Origin of the sequence: Pseudomonas sp. D2002 (genome assembly GCF_013385735.1) — a bacterium.
Taxonomy (GTDB): domain Bacteria; phylum Pseudomonadota; class Gammaproteobacteria; order Pseudomonadales; family Pseudomonadaceae; genus Aquipseudomonas.
In genome coordinates this window covers 104596-120829 of record NZ_JACAPL010000007.1, presented here as the reverse complement: position 1 = coordinate 120829, position 16234 = coordinate 104596, and the positions used below count along the sequence as shown (strand labels likewise).

16 protein-coding genes and 4 tRNA genes are annotated in these 16234 nt (G+C 58.9%); 6 read left to right on the top strand and 14 right to left on the bottom strand.

Translation table 11 applies throughout. The annotated features are described in order from the left end of the window. The first annotated feature begins 72 nt into the window (after window positions 1–72). Genes HX783_RS16305 through HX783_RS16295 form a run of 3 tightly spaced genes read left to right on the top strand, consistent with a single transcriptional unit; the run spans window position 73 to window position 2444 of the window. A complete protein-coding gene (locus HX783_RS16305) occupies window positions 73–333 on the top strand; it encodes a DUF2790 domain-containing protein (RefSeq protein ID WP_159958154.1) in 261 nt (86 codons plus the stop codon). Window positions 334–375: 42 nt separating this feature from the next. Then, window positions 376–1047 (top strand): heavy metal response regulator transcription factor, encoded by a 672-nt coding sequence (locus HX783_RS16300; protein WP_177017540.1) that lies wholly within the window; start codon window positions 376–378, stop codon window positions 1045–1047. Then, window positions 1044–2444 carry a heavy metal sensor histidine kinase gene (locus tag HX783_RS16295; protein WP_177017539.1) on the top strand — a complete coding sequence of 467 codons (1401 nt, stop codon included), beginning with the start codon at window positions 1044–1046 and terminating at the stop codon, window positions 2442–2444. The genes HX783_RS16300 and HX783_RS16295 overlap by 4 nt, the downstream gene beginning before the upstream one ends. Window positions 2445–2531: 87 nt before the next feature. On the opposite strand, the gene pcp is transcribed toward HX783_RS16295, so the two are convergent. The 4 genes from pcp to HX783_RS16275 all read right to left on the bottom strand — a co-directional run bounded on the left by pcp (window position 2532) and on the right by HX783_RS16275 (window position 5499). Next, a complete protein-coding gene (gene pcp, locus HX783_RS16290) occupies window positions 2532–3173 on the bottom strand; it encodes a pyroglutamyl-peptidase I (protein ID WP_177017538.1) in 642 nt (213 codons plus the stop codon). 7 nt (window positions 3174–3180) lie between these two features. Continuing rightward, window positions 3181–4131 (bottom strand): DUF979 domain-containing protein, encoded by a 951-nt coding sequence (locus tag HX783_RS16285; RefSeq protein WP_177017537.1) that lies wholly within the window; start codon window positions 4129–4131, stop codon window positions 3181–3183. Further along, the gene (locus HX783_RS16280) at window positions 4128–4844 is read right to left on the bottom strand and encodes a DUF969 domain-containing protein (protein WP_177017536.1); all 717 of its coding nucleotides are present in this window, start codon (window positions 4842–4844) and stop codon (window positions 4128–4130) included. The genes HX783_RS16285 and HX783_RS16280 overlap by 4 nt, the downstream gene beginning before the upstream one ends. Before the next feature lie 241 nt (window positions 4845–5085). Then, window positions 5086–5499 (bottom strand): N-acetyltransferase, encoded by a 414-nt coding sequence (locus HX783_RS16275; RefSeq protein WP_177017535.1) that lies wholly within the window; start codon window positions 5497–5499, stop codon window positions 5086–5088. 230 nt (window positions 5500–5729) lie between these two features. On the opposite strand from HX783_RS16275, the gene HX783_RS16270 reads away from it, so the two are divergent. Then, window positions 5730–7118: a DHA2 family efflux MFS transporter permease subunit gene (locus tag HX783_RS16270; RefSeq protein ID WP_177017534.1), complete on the top strand. Its 1389-nt coding sequence runs from the start codon at window positions 5730–5732 to the stop codon at window positions 7116–7118. Window positions 7119–7684: 566 nt separating this feature from the next. On the opposite strand, the gene HX783_RS16265 is transcribed toward HX783_RS16270, so the two are convergent. Further along, window positions 7685–8122: an N-acetyltransferase gene (locus HX783_RS16265; protein WP_177017533.1), complete on the bottom strand. Its 438-nt coding sequence runs from the start codon at window positions 8120–8122 to the stop codon at window positions 7685–7687. Between the two features lie 369 nt (window positions 8123–8491). Then, complete coding sequence (locus HX783_RS29995; protein WP_256347190.1) at window positions 8492–8626, bottom strand: hypothetical protein; 135 nt, start codon at window positions 8624–8626, stop codon at window positions 8492–8494. A 222-nt stretch (window positions 8627–8848) separates the two neighbouring features. Between HX783_RS29995 and HX783_RS16260 the strand changes: the two genes are divergently transcribed. Then, window positions 8849–9409, top strand: a complete 561-nt coding sequence (locus HX783_RS16260) for a fasciclin domain-containing protein (RefSeq protein ID WP_177017532.1) — start codon at window positions 8849–8851, stop codon at window positions 9407–9409. 228 nt (window positions 9410–9637) lie between these two features. On the opposite strand, the gene HX783_RS16255 is transcribed toward HX783_RS16260, so the two are convergent. Beyond that, window positions 9638–9714: transfer RNA gene (locus HX783_RS16255), tRNA-Val, on the bottom strand. A gap of 184 nt (window positions 9715–9898) precedes the next feature. Here HX783_RS16255 and HX783_RS16250 point away from each other — a divergent pair. After that, the gene (locus tag HX783_RS16250; protein WP_177017531.1) at window positions 9899–11182 is read left to right on the top strand and encodes an FAD-binding oxidoreductase; all 1284 of its coding nucleotides are present in this window, start codon (window positions 9899–9901) and stop codon (window positions 11180–11182) included. A gap of 161 nt (window positions 11183–11343) precedes the next feature. Here HX783_RS16250 and HX783_RS16245 read toward each other — a convergent pair. The 7 genes from HX783_RS16245 to HX783_RS16215 all read right to left on the bottom strand — a co-directional run bounded on the left by HX783_RS16245 (window position 11344) and on the right by HX783_RS16215 (window position 15998). After that, window positions 11344–11420, bottom strand: a tRNA-Asp gene (locus HX783_RS16245). Window positions 11421–11525: 105 nt separating this feature from the next. Further along, window positions 11526–11602: transfer RNA gene (locus HX783_RS16240), tRNA-Asp, on the bottom strand. Window positions 11603–11657: 55 nt separating this feature from the next. Further along, window positions 11658–11733 (bottom strand) — tRNA-Val (locus HX783_RS16235). A gap of 107 nt (window positions 11734–11840) precedes the next feature. After that, a complete protein-coding gene (locus HX783_RS16230; RefSeq protein WP_078827012.1) occupies window positions 11841–12605 on the bottom strand; it encodes an SDR family oxidoreductase in 765 nt (254 codons plus the stop codon). Between the two features lie 11 nt (window positions 12606–12616). Then, window positions 12617–13828, bottom strand: a complete 1212-nt coding sequence (locus HX783_RS16225; protein ID WP_010566994.1) for an O-succinylhomoserine sulfhydrylase — start codon at window positions 13826–13828, stop codon at window positions 12617–12619. A 65-nt stretch (window positions 13829–13893) separates the two neighbouring features. Next, window positions 13894–15399 (bottom strand): amidophosphoribosyltransferase, encoded by a 1506-nt coding sequence (purF, locus tag HX783_RS16220; protein ID WP_058426877.1) that lies wholly within the window; start codon window positions 15397–15399, stop codon window positions 13894–13896. 41 nt (window positions 15400–15440) lie between these two features. Then, complete coding sequence (locus HX783_RS16215) at window positions 15441–15998, bottom strand: CvpA family protein (protein WP_003212681.1); 558 nt, start codon at window positions 15996–15998, stop codon at window positions 15441–15443. Window positions 15999–16234 lie beyond the last annotated feature (236 nt).

Sequence of the window (16234 nt, the reverse complement as noted above, 5' to 3'; positions counted from 1 at the left end):
TGTTTGGGGCGCCTGGTTACTGTGAACTCACTGCCAGGACCTGGCAGCCAACCCTTAAAGAGAGCTACTACCATGAAACTGTTTATCCTGGGTTTTGCCGCTTTGCTGGCTACCGGTTCCGCGTTTGCCGCCGACACCACAGCTGCCACTAACGTGATTCACGACAAAACCGGCTTCTTCGTGCACTTGGATGTCGACAAAGTGCTGTCGAGCACCGACACCTATGGCCAATGCGGCATCGTCCCTGCCCGCCTCGACTACCTGGACCACCAGGGCCGCGAACACGTGCTGGACTACCAAGTGCAAGGCATCGGCTGCGCCAGTGACAATTGATCGGGCTACACTTGCGCCACACCTAGCATCAGGGCTCCTCCCATGAACATCCTCGTAGTCGAAGACGAACCCAAGGCCGGCAATTACCTGCTCAACGGTCTGCAGGAATTGGGTTACTCCGTGAGCCTTGCCCGCGATGGCGTGGACGGTTTGCACAAGGCGCTGGAAACGCCATTCGACGTCATTGTGCTGGATGTGATGATGCCGAAAATGGACGGCTGGGAGGTGCTGCGCCGCCTGCGCAAAGAAGCCGATACGCCGGTGCTGTTCCTGACCGCTCGCGACGACATTGCTGATCGCATCAAGGGCCTGGAGCTGGGCGCGGATGATTACCTGATCAAACCGTTCTCCTTCGCCGAGCTGGTCGCGCGCTTGCGCACCCTGACCCGCCGCGGCCCGAGCCGCGAGGAAGAACAGCTGCAGATCGCCGACCTGCAAATCGACGTGCTCAAGCGCCGCGTCACCCGCGCCGGTACGCGCATTACCCTGACCAATAAAGAGTTCGCGCTGCTGCACTTGTTTGCGACCCATCAAGACCAAGTGCTGTCACGCTCGATGATCGCCTCGCGGGTCTGGGACATGAACTTCGACAGCGACACCAATGTGGTCGACGTCGCCGTACGGCGCCTGCGCCTGAAAATCGACGACCCGTTCCAGCTCAAGTTGATCCACAGCGTGCGCGGCATTGGCTACCGCTTCGATACCCAGCCATGAACAATCGCCGGCATTACTCACTGACCCTGCGCCTGGCGCTGATCTTCGCCTTGCTCGCCTTCGCCCTGCTGGCCACGTTGGGGGTCGCGCTGTATCGCGAGCTTGAGCGGGAACTGATCAAGCGTGACGACGCGGCCCTGATCTATCGCGCCGACCAGTTGCGCAACCTGCTCAATGACAGCAACACCCTGGACCTGATCAAGACCAAGCCGGAGCTGTTCCAGAACATGCTGGGCAACAGCGAGTCGGTGCTGAGCATCGCGGCGCCGGGGCAAAAGCCGTTGCTGCTGGTGAACCCGGGCAACATTGACATGCCGAACGTGACACCCGTACCAAAAAACCAAGTGTTGGGGTTTTCCGATGTGCACCATTTACCCGGCGTAAATGGCGTGCCCTTCGCCACTGTCGCCGCGTCCATCGATACCGGCGACCTGGGCAGCCTGCAAGTCACCACCGGGCGCTTGATGACCGAGCGCACGGCCATGCTCGCCAGCTATCGCTTGAGTGTGTTTGTGCTGGCCAGCATCGCGGCGATCATCCTCGCCATGGTCGGTTACCTGCTGGTGCACCGTGGGCTGCTGCCGCTGCGGCGCCTGGCCAGGCACGCCCAGGGCATCGGCGTGGGCAACCTGGCCGAACGCCTCGACAGCCACGGTACGCCGAAAGAACTGCTGCCAATGATCGACTCGTTCAACACCATGCTCGAGCGCCTGGCCAAGGGTTTTGTGCAACTGGGCCAGGTGTCTACCGACATGGCTCACGAACTGCGTACGCCGATCAACAACCTGCTGGGCGAAACCCAAGTCGCCCTGCAACAGCACCGCAGCATCGAGAGCTATCAACAATTACTCGCCTCCAATGTTGAAGAGCTCGAGCGCCTGGCGCGGATGCTCGACAACATGCTGTTCCTCGCCCGCACCGACCCGGCCAGCGCGCTGCGCCAACGCCAGGAACTGAGTGCGGCGGATGAAGTGGAACGTATGGCTGACTACTTTGAAGGGTTGGCGAGCGATGTGCAGATCAGCATTCTTGCGCAGGGCGAAGGCGTGATCTGGGCCGAACCGATGCTGTTGCGCCGGGCGCTGGCAAACCTGTGTGCCAACGCGATCAAGTACGGCGCGCCGAGTTCGCTGCTGTTGATCCAGGCGACGCCTACTGCTGAAGGCATCAGCCTGAGTGTCAGCAACCGCGGCGAGACGATTCCTGCCGAGCATCTGCCGAGGCTGTTCGAGCGGTTTTATCGGGTGGATGAGTCGCGGGAACGTTCGGCACAGTCCAATGGATTGGGGCTGTCGATTGTCGCGACCATCATGCAGTTGCATAACGGTCGCTACAGCGTCACCAGTGAAGAAGGCGTGACATGTTTTGAGTTGTTCTTTCCTCGGCGGGAACACTGAGAGCGCCCGGCCCGAACCTTGGTTTTGCAAAAAAATTGTCTGTCACCACTGGGCCGCTTTCCCTCTGTTGTTCCTTCCCAAGCGAGGTCAGCTGACCTGCCCTCCGGTTTGCGCGATGTCCACTTGCGCGCCCCAAGCCGCCTGTACCGCAACCCGTAAACCTTTAACCAACGTCTCCAGTGCCATCGAAGGCTGGGCCGCGACAGTGACTTGTTCCGGCATAGGTGGCACATGGATAAAACCACTGCGTATCGCCGTACCGGCGAGCGAATGTTGCAACAGGTAAAACACCTGGTTACACACGAACGTCCCGGCAGTTTGCGAAACCGACGCTGCAACCCCCGCCTCGCGCACGGCCTTGACCATGGCCTTGATCGGCAACGTGCTGAAGTAGGCCGCCGGCCCGCCGACCACCACCGCCGTGTCTACAGGTTGCGCGCCGAGGTTGTCGGGGATACGTGCATCATTCACGTTGATCGCCACCCGCTCCATGGATAAATCACTGCGCCCAGGCCCGAGCCCCGTGGCGATGACCATCACCGGGCGCAGCTCGGCGATCAGCTCGGCCAGGCACTCCCCCGCCGTGGCAAACGCGCAGGGCAGGCGACGCGCCACAATCTGCACATCCTCGGCCAGTTGCACGCCATCCAACTGGCGCGCAGCCTCCCAGGATGGGTTGATCAGGTCTTGGTCAAAGGGCTCGAAGCCCGTCAGCAGTACTGTTTGCATCTGCGCCTCACATCAACAGATAAAGCAGGACAATATTCACCACCAGCATCATCAACGCCGTCGGCATTTGCGCCTTGATCACCGCATTTTTGTCCGGCAGTTCCAGCAACGCCGCCGGGACGATATTGAAGTTGGCCGCCATCGGCGTCATCAGCGTACCGCAATAGCCGGAGAACATGCCGATCGCCGCCATCACCGCCGGGTTACCGCCATAGATGCCCACCAGCACCGGCACGCCGACACCTCCAGTCATGACCGGGAATGCCGCAAAACCGTTGCCCATGATCACCGTAAACAAGGCCATGCCCAACACATAGACCATTACCGCCACCAACTTGAAATCCAGGTTGATATAGGTGGTGGTGACATGAGCGACAGCCGTGCCGACTCCAGCTTCATTGAACAGCAGCCCGAGCATCGCCAGCATTTGCGGCAACACCATGGCCCAACCCAGGGCCTCGGTCAGGCGCCGAGACTCGCGCAAGGCTTGTACCGGTGTGTCGCGGGTCAGCCAGCACGCCAGGCCGAGGGCGATCAGGCAACCAATGCCCAACGACACAAAGGTGGTGTTTTTCGGGTCCAGCAGCGGCACGCCGCCGATTTCGGTGTGTTTGAGCAGTACCGAACCAATCACCGTGGTCAGGGGAATGGCCAGCGCCGGGATAAACAATTTGTGCCCCAAACGACCGGCACTCGCGCGGGACGCCTTGTCATGCAATTCGGCATGCTTGCCACGGCCGACGCCGCCCAGGCCTGCAATCAATGCCATCACCACCACACCGGCGCCGATGACCACCGACGGCAGACGCTCCCCGACCAGGAACGGAATAGCGAACAGCAACCAGAACAACGCGGTCGACCAGCGCTTCGGGTGGGTTCGATCGAGCAGGATCATGCCCGCAGTAATCAGCAGCAAAACACCGGCAAGCCAATACAGGTATTGAATCGAGATGATCATTGCGCAGCCTCCGCAGGCGTGGCGGCGGATGTCATTTCACGCGTGAGTCTTCGATCAAACCGATGCAGGCGAATCGCATGGATGATAAACGCACAGATCGCCGTCGGGATGCCCCACACCGCAATGTGCAACGGTTCCACGTCAATGCCCGAGCCCAGCAGGAAGGTGTGCATCAGCGCAATCGCACCAAAGGCGACAAAGATGTCTTCGCCAAAAAACAGCCCGACGTTATCGGTCGCCGCGCACATGGCCAATACTTTGTGGCGTAGTTTGTCCGGCAGTTTGCCGTAGCGTTTTTCCGCCGCCCCTTCGGCCATCGGCGCCAGCAGCGGCCGCACCATTTGCGGGTGCCCGCCCAGGCTGGTCAGCCCCATGGCCGCCGTGGACTCGCGTACAAACAGGTAGATGATCAACAAACGCCCGACCGTGGCGCGCTCGAAACGCGCGATCCAGTTTTGCGCATGCAGACGCAGACCATGGCGCTCGAGCAGGCCAATGACCGCCAGGGGCAATAACAGGATCAGTTGCAGCGCGCGGGTCTGAAGGAAACCATCACCCATGCTGGCGAGGATTTTTTCCAACGGGAAGTGGGCGGCGAGCCCGGTAGCGATGGCGGCAGCAGTCACCACCAACAGCGGATTGAAGCGCAAGACGAAGCCAACCACGATGACAAGTACGCCGATCAACGGCCATAGGTTCACAACAGTTTGCATGACGATGAGGTCCTTGAATGCGCGCTGCGGCGCCATTACGGCAGGATGTGAACAACGGGTTCACAGCATGAAAATAGCGTGCAGCCCGGCGCGGTTTTTATTGTTGACCTGGAAGGTCGAGCGTCAGTGGCGGCAACTTTGCTGCTTGGGGCCGGGGGGTGTCCAACAAGAAAAATTGTTGCTGCAAACCAATAAATTTTGTGGGTGATTGGCGCCAGGTGATCCGGCGCCGTGCTGGGATTCAAGCCAGACGCTTTTGGAAAAAATACCGTTGGTGGCCCGCAGGGTAGTCAGCGATATGACCCACCTCGCTGAAGCCTTGCTTTCGATAAAACTCCGGCGCCTGGAAGCTGAACGTATCCAGCCAGATCCCGATGCAGCCCTTTTGCCGAGCTAACTCCTCGGCGGCGCGCATCAAACGCCTACCGGTACCTTGGGCGCGCATCTCTTGCGGAACGATCAAGAGTTCAACGAACAGCCATCCTAAAGAAATGCTCCCATAGAGCCCGCCTACCACCGCTCGACTGGTCGAATCACGTAACAAAATGCCGACCGATTCAAACTTGATGTCGCCGATATGGCGGGTGTTGTAAGCCCTCAACGGTTTGAGGATGTCCTCACGCTCCTGCGCCGTCACGTCGAACGACACTTCCATTTCACATTCCACTTCAAGCTCCCAGGCTGAACTCAATGACCCGTCAGTATGACTAGCTCACTCTGGCTTGCGCAGCGGCATAATCCGACGTTTTGGAAGAGCCTGACTTAGGCGCGTCGACTCAAACGTGCGAGCACAGGACTGAGCCGGTATTGTGGACTGCAATCGATTTTCATTGAAAAGAGGTGGCACTGGTGACTTCTTCCGCTACACCCATCTCAGGCGTGCAAATGCGTTTTATCGCTCTGGTGGTCGCCGTGACTTTTTTCATGGAGAACCTCGACGCCACGGTGATCGCCACCGCTCTGCCGACCATGGCAGCCGCCTTTGGGGTAACGCCGGTGGACATGAACATCGGCATCACGGCCTACATTCTGGCCGTGGCGATTTTCATCCCGGCGTCCAGCTGGATTGCTGACCGCTTTGGCGCACGCCGGGTGTTCGCTGGCGCGATCATCGTGTTTACCCTGGCGTCGCTGCTCTGCGGGTTGAGCCAAAGCCTTGAGATGTTCGTGATCGCGCGGGTGCTACAAGGCATCGGCGGCGCGCTGATGGTGCCCGTGGGGCGCCTGGCGGTTCTGCGCAATACCGACAAAAAAGACCTGGTGAACATGATTGCGGTGATCACCTGGCCTGGCTTGGTGGCACCGATTCTTGGGCCATTGGTGGGTGGCTTGATCGTGACCCATGCATCGTGGCCGTGGATTTTCTACGTGAACGTGCCGCTGGGCGCGCTGGCCTTGGTTGCCGCGCTGTGGCTTGTGCCCAAGGGCCGTGAGGCGAGCGTGCGTCAATTCGATGGCAAAGGCTTTGTGCTGTTGGCGAGCGCCTGCGTGGCATTGCTGGGCGGGCTGGAATGGCTGGGTAACCAGACCAGTGAAACACTGCTGCCCGGTTTCGCGCTCGCGGCGGCAGGTGCAGCGCTTGCGGTATGGGCCGTGCAGCATTGCCGTCGGCATGCCGAACCGTTATTACCGCTGCAGACGCTGTCGATCGCGACGTTCCGGGTCAGCATTTTGGGTGGTTCACTATTCCGCCTGGCCATCAGCGCCCTGCCGTTTTTGCTGCCGCTGTTGTTTCAGGTGGGCTTTGGTTTGTCGCCAGTGGATGCGGGGTTGTTGGTGCTGGCGGTATTTGCCGGCAACCTGGCAATGAAACCCTTCACGACAGCCATCATGCAGCGCTTTGGGTTTCGCCAGGTATTGCTCGTCAACGGCGTGATCGGCGTCAGCCTCGTTGCCGCCTGCGCCTTGTTTACGGCGCAAACGCCGCTGACGCTGATTGCAGCAGTGCTGTTTGTGGGCGGGCTATCGCGGTCGATGCAGTTCACCTGCTACAACTCGATTGGCTTCGCCGATGTGCCCAAGGCACGCATGAGTGAAGCATCCGCCCTGTTCAGCATGGCGTTTCAACTGGCGATGGGCTTGGGCGTGTCGATTGCAGCACTGCTGCTGCGCGCATCCATGGCCGCGCAAGGGCATGAGGCACACGCCAGCGCCGGGGATTTTCGGGTGGCGTTCGCAGGCGTGGCACTGCTCGGTGTGCTGGGGTTGATCGATGTGTATCGGTTGCCGGCGGGGGCCGGGGAAAGCGTGCTCAATCGCACCGGAGCGGCTTGACCGTGAAGAATCCTGTTCCAGACCTATACTCAATGGAGCGGTGCGCATTCTTGCGCATGGCGAACGGCACAATCGCCGACGATGAGGGTAGCAACTATGTATGCCGGACAAATGAATATGGCGACAACCAATGGTGAAATACGCTGCCAAATGGTTGTTCAGATCATCTGCCTGTTATCGGTGGCTACGCTGTTCTGCTGACCCGCGCGCCTCCTTTAGAGCAAGCCACACGGTGGCTGGATGAGCTATTGCCCGAATTCCAGGCAACAAAAAAGGGCTCACCTTTCGGTGAGCCCTTCTAGACCGCCCAGCAGAGCGGATTTTGTTTGGTAGGCGCGATTGGACTTGAAACAACGACCCCCACCATGTCAAGAGCCACCCTGCCAAGCGCTAGGCTACGTAGCCTATGCCCCAAGAGAACGCCCATTCACATTATGAGGCGTCAACCATGGCTAACATTCGCTCCCTTCCCTCTGGTAACTGGAACGCTCAAGTTCGATTGAGAGGAAGCCCCCCCGCAATCCAAAAAAATTCCCTACTCAAGCATTGGCTCAGGCATGGGCGGATCAGTTAGAGGCTGTCACCAATCGTTTCTGGAAAAAAAGGCGCTTATGTTGAGGGGGGAAATTATCGAGATGGCCGAACTCAGTGAACCCATGTCTTTCATAGAAGGCAGGCGCCTGGAAATCAAAGGTATCGAGCCAGATTCCGACGCAGCCTCTTTCAAGTGCAGTATTTTCCGCCATTTCCATCAGGCGTGAACCCGTACCTTGACCTCTGGACTGCTCGGGGATGGCTAGCAGCTCAATAAAGAGCCAGCGATAAAATATCTCACCATAAAGCCCCCCAATTATTTCGTTGGTGTGCTCATCGCGGACTAGCAGCGCTAGAGATTCCGGTTTTGGATCGCCTGCTTGTGCGCGATTGTGAGCCCGTAACGGCCTGAGGATAGCTGAGCGCTCCTCATCTCCAGGGTTGACCATCATTTCGATACGAGTACTCAATCGTTAATCCTTCAACTATTTGCAATTCTGTGGGTATGTGAAGACTTCAAGTGAGTCTCGAGCAGAGCGTACGGCGGCGGATCTTGCGATTACAAGAACCCCGCATATAAGGGATCAATTCATACGCCTCGTTAACTCACTGCATCGGCCGATGAATCGAGATGCCTTCGGGTTGCAGTGAAAACTCGCCCGAGCGCATCGCAAACACGCCGGATCGTTCCCTCTTTAGTTTGGCAGGACTGTAGCACTGCTGACCGGGTGCAAAAAACCAGCACGAGCTAGCTACAAGCGGTCGAAACTCCACCCTTCTAGCGTAATTCGTAAACCAAAACAGCTTCAGCCAGCTCGATGTCGCTGACTGAGCTCGTCTCATTCTGAGTACGCAAAACCAATCGATGAAACAATCGCTCCAAAGGCCGAAACCTTGACAGGCCTGCCATCACCAGCGATTACGGGAAAACTGCACGGAAAACCGAGCAACAGCACAACAATCAGTTTGCGCAAAACTCCACTCCTCGTGCGTGCATGATCCTTTAGGAACTGAATCTACAGTCTTCCCGTCTAGTCATCCAGCGTGGTTGGAATGCCAGCGGCATCAAACAACAGGCGTGAGCAGGCGCAAGTCGCCCGTAAAAATTATTTCGTGAATTAGTGCATCCGGTTTGGTTTCTGGCTCGTAGATTCAATACCCTCACTCGGAGGGCATAAGAGCCAAGGAGATACACCATGCACGCTTTTTACAAAAAATTTGCTGCTGCAGCCTGCTTCGCGATGCTCTCCGTCACTGCCACGCTCAGCTTTGCCGCCGATACAGTGATGGTCGGAGGGGCAGCGATGTACCCAAGCAAAACCATAGTCGAGAACGCGGTCAATTCGAAGGACCACACGACGCTGGTAGCTGCAGTCAAGGCTGCCGGATTGGTCGATACGCTTAACAGCAAAGGCCCTTTCACTGTATTCGCCCCAACGAACGAAGCCTTTGCCAAGCTGCCAGCAGGGACCGTCGATACACTGGTCAAGCCTGAACACAAAGCCGATCTGACTAAAATTCTGACCTACCACGTCGTGCCCGGCACTCACACATCGGCGCAACTGATGGCAGATGCCAAAAAGAACGGCGGCACCGTGGTGTTGAAAACAGTTCAAGGTGAATCGCTAAATATCAAGCTGCATGACGGCAAGCTGTGGGTGGTAGATGCCAAAGGCGGTAAGGCTGGCATCAGCATCGCAGACGTGATGCAGTCCAACGGCGTGATCCATGTTGTAGATTCGGTCTTAATGCCTTAATAGCTCGTCAGTCCCGGCAGACTCCCAGTTTGCCGGGTGTTAAAACACACAGGCACCTCATTAGCTGAAACTTCATGGTTCAGAAATGTCGTAGCACTGTTTTACATGAATGCGAAACTGGGCGCCGAATTGGCGTTCTGAGGTGGGAGTTTTGCAAATCGCAGACAACAAAAAAGGGCCCACCTTTCGGTGAGCCCTTCCAGACCGCCCAGCAGAGCGGATTTTGTTTGGTAGGCGCGATTGGACTCGAACCAACGACCCCCACCATGTCAAGGTGGTGCTCTAACCAACTGAGCTACGTGCCTGCTGTGAGGCGGCATTCTACGGAATTCCGGAGGGGTGTCAACATCTTTTTTGCAGCTAACCCTATGAATATGCGAATTATTTATTTGCGACGGGTACACCCGGGATTTTCGGGTGGCTGGCAGGCAATTTTTAACTCAGGTAGGATCTGGGCACTCGTAAAAAATATAAAACAGAGGTTCCAGGATGGCGAACACCCCCTACCCCCAGTCGTATTACGCCGCGTCCGCGAATGCGGTTCCGCCTCGCCCGGTACTGCAAGGCGAAGTCGAAACCGATGTGTGTGTGATTGGCGCCGGCTACACCGGCCTTTCCAGCGCGCTGTTTTTGCTGGAAAACGGTTTTCGCGTCACCGTGCTGGAAGCTGCCAAGGTGGGGTTTGGCGCATCAGGCCGTAATGGTGGGCAGATCGTCAACAGCTACAGCCGCGATATAGATGTGATCGAGCGCAGTGTCGGTCCCAAGCAGGCGCAGTTGCTGGGGCAAATGGCATTTGAGGGCGGCCAGATCATTCGCGAGCGGGTGGCCAAGTATCAAATCCAGTGTGATTTGAAGGACGGCGGTGTGTTCGCTGCTCTCAACAGCAAGCACATGGGCCACCTGGAGTCGCAGAAGCGCCTGTGGGAACGTTATGGCCATACGCAGCTTGAGTTGCTGGATGAGCGTCGCATTCGCGAAGTGGTGGCCTGTGACAACTACGTCGGTGGCCTGCTCGACATGAGCGGCGGGCACATTCATCCGCTCAATCTGGCGCTGGGCGAAGCGGCTGCCGTGGAATCCCTGGGCGGCACGATCTACGAGCAATCCGCAGCAGTGCGCATTGAGCGCGGCGCCAATCCGGTGGTACACACTGCTGAAGGCAAGGTCAGGGCCAAGTTCATCATCGTCGCGGGGAATGCCTACCTGGGCAACCTGGTGCCGGAGCTCGCAGCCAAATCGATGCCGTGCGGCACGCAGGTCATCACCACGGCACCGCTGGGCGATGAGCTGGCCAAGACGTTGCTGCCGCAGGATTATTGCGTCGAAGACTGCAACTACCTGCTCGACTACTACCGCCTCACCAGCGACAAGCGCCTGATTTTCGGCGGCGGCGTAGTATATGGCGCGCGCGACCCGGCGAACATTGAGGCGATCATCCGTCCGAAGATGCTCAAGGCCTTCCCGCAGCTCAAGGATGTGAAAATCGATTACGCCTGGACCGGCAATTTCCTGCTGACCCTGTCGCGCCTGCCGCAGGTCGGGCGCCTGGGCGATAACATCTATTACTCGCAAGGCTGCAGCGGCCACGGCGTGACGTACACGCACCTGGCAGGCAAGGTACTGGCGGAGGCGTTAAGAGGCCAGGCAGAGCGTTTTGATGCGTTTGCCGACCTGCCGCACTACCCGTTCCCGGGCGGGCAACTGTTGCGCACGCCATTTGCCGCGCTGGGCGCGTGGTATTACGGGTTGCGGGATAAGTTGGGGTTCTGACCACAATCTAATTGTGGGAGCGGGCTTGCTCGCTCCCACATAAAGCCAAATCGCAGAAACAAAAAACCCCGGTCTTTCGACCAGGGTCTTTGCTATCGGATCAAAGTAAACCTGAGGCTTTCTTTGTGCTTCAAGGCGTTCAGTGGGCCTTGAGGCAGATATGGCGCAGCGGACGGGACTCGAACCCGCGACCCCCGGCGTGACAGGCCGGTATTCTAACCGACTGAACTACCGCTGCGTATCGCTTGACCAGTTGAGCGTAAACCCTCAACCGTCTTTAAACCTCTGATCGATCAGCCTTGGCTGTTCAATCTCAAGCCCGACGTGTCGAACCTGGAAAATATGGCGCAGCGGACGGGACTCGAACCCGCGACCCCCGGCGTGACAGGCCGGTATTCTAACCGACTGAACTACCGCTGCGCGTCGGTGCAACCTTTAACGTTGCGTCTTGCCCTAAGGCAAAACTCTCAAGAAGTGGTGGGTGATGACGGGATCGAACCGCCGACCCTCTGCTTGTAAGGCAGATGCTCTCCCAGCTGAGCTAATCACCCTTTGCTTCGTTGAGGCCGCGAAATTTACGCAGGTAGCGGACCTAAGTCAATAGCCTGCTTGAAGTTTTTCTGAAAAAGACAAAATGGCTTGAAGACGGCTATCCGCCCTACTCGCTGTAAATCATCTTCTTGCTCATGCCACCGTCCACCACGAACTCCTGCCCGGTGACAAACCCCGCCTGACGCGACAGCAGCCACGCCACCATCGCCGCCACGTCCTCAACCGTGCCCACCCTGCCCGCCGGATGCTGGGCGTGGTCGGCATCGGTCAACGGCTCGGCACGCCGCGCGGCAGGATCCCGCGCATCGATCCAGCCGGGGCTGACGGCATTCACCCGCACCTCCGGCCCCAGGCTCATGGCCAAGGCGTGCGTCAGGGCCAGCAGGCCGCCCTTGCTCGCGGCATAGGCCTCGGTGTCGGGCTCCGACTGACGCGCCCGGGTCGACGCCAGGTTGACGATGGCACCGCCATGGGCACGCAGGTACGGCGCACAGTGCTTGGCCAGCAGCATCGGCCCACTGAGGTTCACCGCCAGCACGCGGTTCCAATACGCCAGGTCGAGGCTTTCCAGGGTGATATTGCGCGGGTCGGCCACGGCCGCATTGCACACCAACGCATCCAAACGCCCGAATTGCCCCAGCACCTCGGCAACGCCCTGGGCGACTTGCTTCTCATCGGCAACGTCCATGGTGATAAACCAGGCGTTGTCGCCCAGCACCTTGGACACCTTGGAACCGCGCTCGCGGTCCAGGTCGGTCAACACCACCTGCCAGCCTTCGCTGATCAGCCACGCAGCAATTCCAAGGCCAATGCCCCGCGCGGCGCCGGTGACCAGTGCGACGCGGCCGTTACCGACCGCTGCAGCTTCCATGGACCACTCGATCACAAGGCCGCCAGCCCGCGGGCCAGGTCAGCCTGCAAGTCAGCCACATCTTCCAGGCCCACCGCGATGCGGATCAGGCTGTCACGGATGCCGGCCGCTTCACGCTCTTGCGGCGCCAGACGGCCGTGGGACGTAGTGCTCGGGTGGGTGATGGTGGTCTTGCTGTCACCCAGGTTGGCAGTGATGGAAATCAGGCGCGTCGCATCGATAAAGCGCCAGGCGCCCTCTTTGCCGCCCTTCACTTCAAAGCTGACCACGGCGCCGAAACCGCGCTGCTGGCGCTGGGCCAACTCGTGTTGCGGATGGCTCTTGAGGCCGGCGTAGTGGACCTTCTCGATACCGTCCTGCTGCTCCAGCCACTCGGCCAGTGCCTGGGCGTTGGCGCAATGGGCTTTCATCCGCAGGCTGAGGGTTTCCAGGCCTTTGAGGAAGATCCAGGCGTTGAACGGGCTCAGGGTTGGGCCGGCAGTGCGCAGGAAACCCACCACTTCTTTCATTTGTTCGCTACGCCCGGCAACCACACCGCCCATGCAACGGCCCTGGCCGTCGATGAACTTGGTGGCCGAGTGCACAACAATGTCCGCGCCCAGCTTCAACGGTTGCTGCAACGCAGGCGTGCAGAAGCAGTTGTCGACCACCAGCATTGCGCCCTTGGCGTGCGCCACTTCGGACAATGCGGCGATATCCACCAATTCGGCCAAAGGGTTGGACGGCGATTCGACGAACAACAGCTTGGTATTGGCCTTGATCGCCGCATCCCAGCCGGACAAATCCGCCAGTGGCACGTAGTCCACTTCAATACCGAAGCGCTTGAAATACTTCTCGAACAAGCTGATGGTCGAACCGAACACGCTGCGCGACACCAGCACGTGGTCGCCAGCGCTGCACAGGCTCATGACCACCGCGAGGATGGCGGCCATGCCGGTTGCCGTGGCCACCGCCTGCTCAGCGCCTTCCAGGGCTGCGATGCGCTCTTCGAATGCTCGCACGGTCGGGTTGGTGTAGCGCGAATAGACGTTGCCCGGCACTTCACCGGCAAAGCGCGCGGCGGCGTCGGCGGCGGTGCGGAACACATAGCTGGAGGTGAAGAACATCGGGTCACCGTGCTCACCTTCCGGGGTGCGGTGCTGGCCGGCGCGCACAGCCAGGGTATCGAAAGCTACGCCATCGAGGTCGCTGTCCAAGCGACCGGCATCCCATTCCTGACTCATGCTGCGACTCCTTACTCAATTCTTTATTTAAGATACAAAACCGGCCCCTCAGGGCCGGTGTTTACTCAGTTGTTGTACAGGTCGATGATCGCGCTGACCGCCTGGGTCTTGATCTTCGACGAGTCATTACGCGCCTGCTCGATCTTGTTCAGGTAAGCCTCGTCGACATCACCGGTCACGTATTTGCCATCGAACACCGCGCAGTCGAACTGCTCGATCTTGATCTTGCCACCGCCCACCGCTTCGATCAGGTCAGGCAGGTCCTGATAGATCAGCCAGTCGGCACCGATCAGGTCGGCCACGTCCTGGGTGGAACGGTTGTGAGCGATCAGTTCGTGAGCGCTCGGCATGTCGATACCGTACACGTTCGGGTAACGCACGGCAGGTGCTGCGGAACAGAAATACACGTTCTTCGCACCGGCTTCGCGGGCCATCTGGATGATCTGCTTGCACGTGGTGCCACGCACGATGGAGTCGTCCACCAGCATCACGTTCTTGCCGCGGAACTCAAGCTCAATCGCGTTGAGCTTCTGGCGTACCGACTTCTTGCGCGCCGCCTGGCCCGGCATGATGAAGGTACGGCCGATGTAACGGTTTTTGACGAAGCCTTCGCGGAACTTGACGCCCAAGTGGTTGGCCAGTTCCAGCGCGGCGGTACGGCTAGTGTCCGGAATCGGGATCACCACGTCGATGTCGTGCTCTGGACGTTCACGCAGGATCTTCTCGGCCAGCTTCTCACCCATGCGCAGACGCGCCTTGTACACCGAAACGCCGTCGATGATCGAATCCGGACGCGCCAGGTAGACGTGTTCGAAGATGCACGGGGTAAGTTTCGGCGCCACCGCGCACTGGCGGGTGTGCAGCTTGCCATCTTCGGTGATGTACACCGCTTCGCCCGGCGCGAGGTCGCGGATCAGGGTAAAACCCAGCACGTCCAGGGACACGCTTTCGGAAGCGATCATGTACTCGACGCCTTCGTCGGTGTGACGCTGGCCGAACACGATCGGGCGGATGCCGTGCGGGTCACGGAAACCAACGATGCCATAACCGGTGACCATGGCCACGACCGCGTAACCACCGACGCAACGGTTGTGCACGTCAGTCACGGCAGCGAACACGTCCTCTTCGGTCGGCTGCAGCTTGCCGCGCTGGGCCAGCTCATGAGCGAACACGTTGAGCAGCACTTCCGAGTCGGAACTGGTATTGACGTGGCGCAGGTCAGATTCGTAAATCTCCTTGGCCAGCTGTTCAACGTTGGTCAGGTTACCGTTATGCGCCAGGGTGATGCCGTAAGGCGAGTTGACGTAGAACGGCTGAGCTTCGGCCGACGTCGAGCTACCGGCAGTCGGGTAACGCACATGGCCAATACCCATGTGCCCGACGAGGCGCTGCATGTGACGCTGATGGAACACGTCACGTACCAGGCCATTGTCCTTGCGCAGGAATAACCGGCCGTCGTGGCTGGTCACAATACCGGCAGCGTCCTGGCCGCGGTGCTGGAGGACGGTTAGCGCGTCATACAGCGCCTGATTCACGTTCGACTTACCGACGATACCGACGATGCCACACATGCGACGCAACCCCTACTTAATGAATCTTGACTGAACACAACTTACTGAGGCGTTTTGGCCGGTAAGAGGTGCTCCTTGAACGGAAGATCAGCGGGTACGCTGATTCCGCTGGCCAGCCACTGACTGCTCCACCCCAAAATGAGGTTTTTGGACCAGTCTGCAACCAATAGAAATTTTGGCACGAGTACCGACTCCTGCCACCACGAATCCTGCTGTACCGGCCCCAGGCTCAACAGCCCGACCGCCACAACCACCAGCAAGCCGCCACGCGCGGCGCCGAAGGCCATGCCGAGAAATCGATCGGTCCCGGAGAGGCCGGTGACACGTATCAACTCGCCAATAAGATAATTGACCATTGCCCCCACCAGCAGCGTGGCGATGAACATGATGGCGCAGCCCGCAATGACGCGAGCCGAAGGTGTTTCGATGTACCCGGCCAGGTAAACCGACAGTGAACCACCGAACATCCAGGCTACGACTCCTGCGATGATCCAGGTCAGCAACGACAGTGCTTCTTTTACGAAGCCGCGGCTTAGACTGATCAAAGCGGAGATGGCGACGATTGCAACGATCGCCCAATCAACCCAGGTAAATGGCACAGTGCAGCCTACGTACGGATAAGGCGGCGCATTTTAGCAGAGCGTCGGGCTATCGGTAAGCTGTGATTGCGGGTGCTTTGCAAATCAATGGATTGTGCAGGGCGAACGCCCTTTTAAGACCACCAAAAACCAATGTGGGAGCGGGCTTGCTCGCGAAGGCGGTATACCAGACACACACTCAGTGACTGATACTCCGCCTTCGCGAGCAAGCCCGCTCCCACATTCAGATCGCGTTG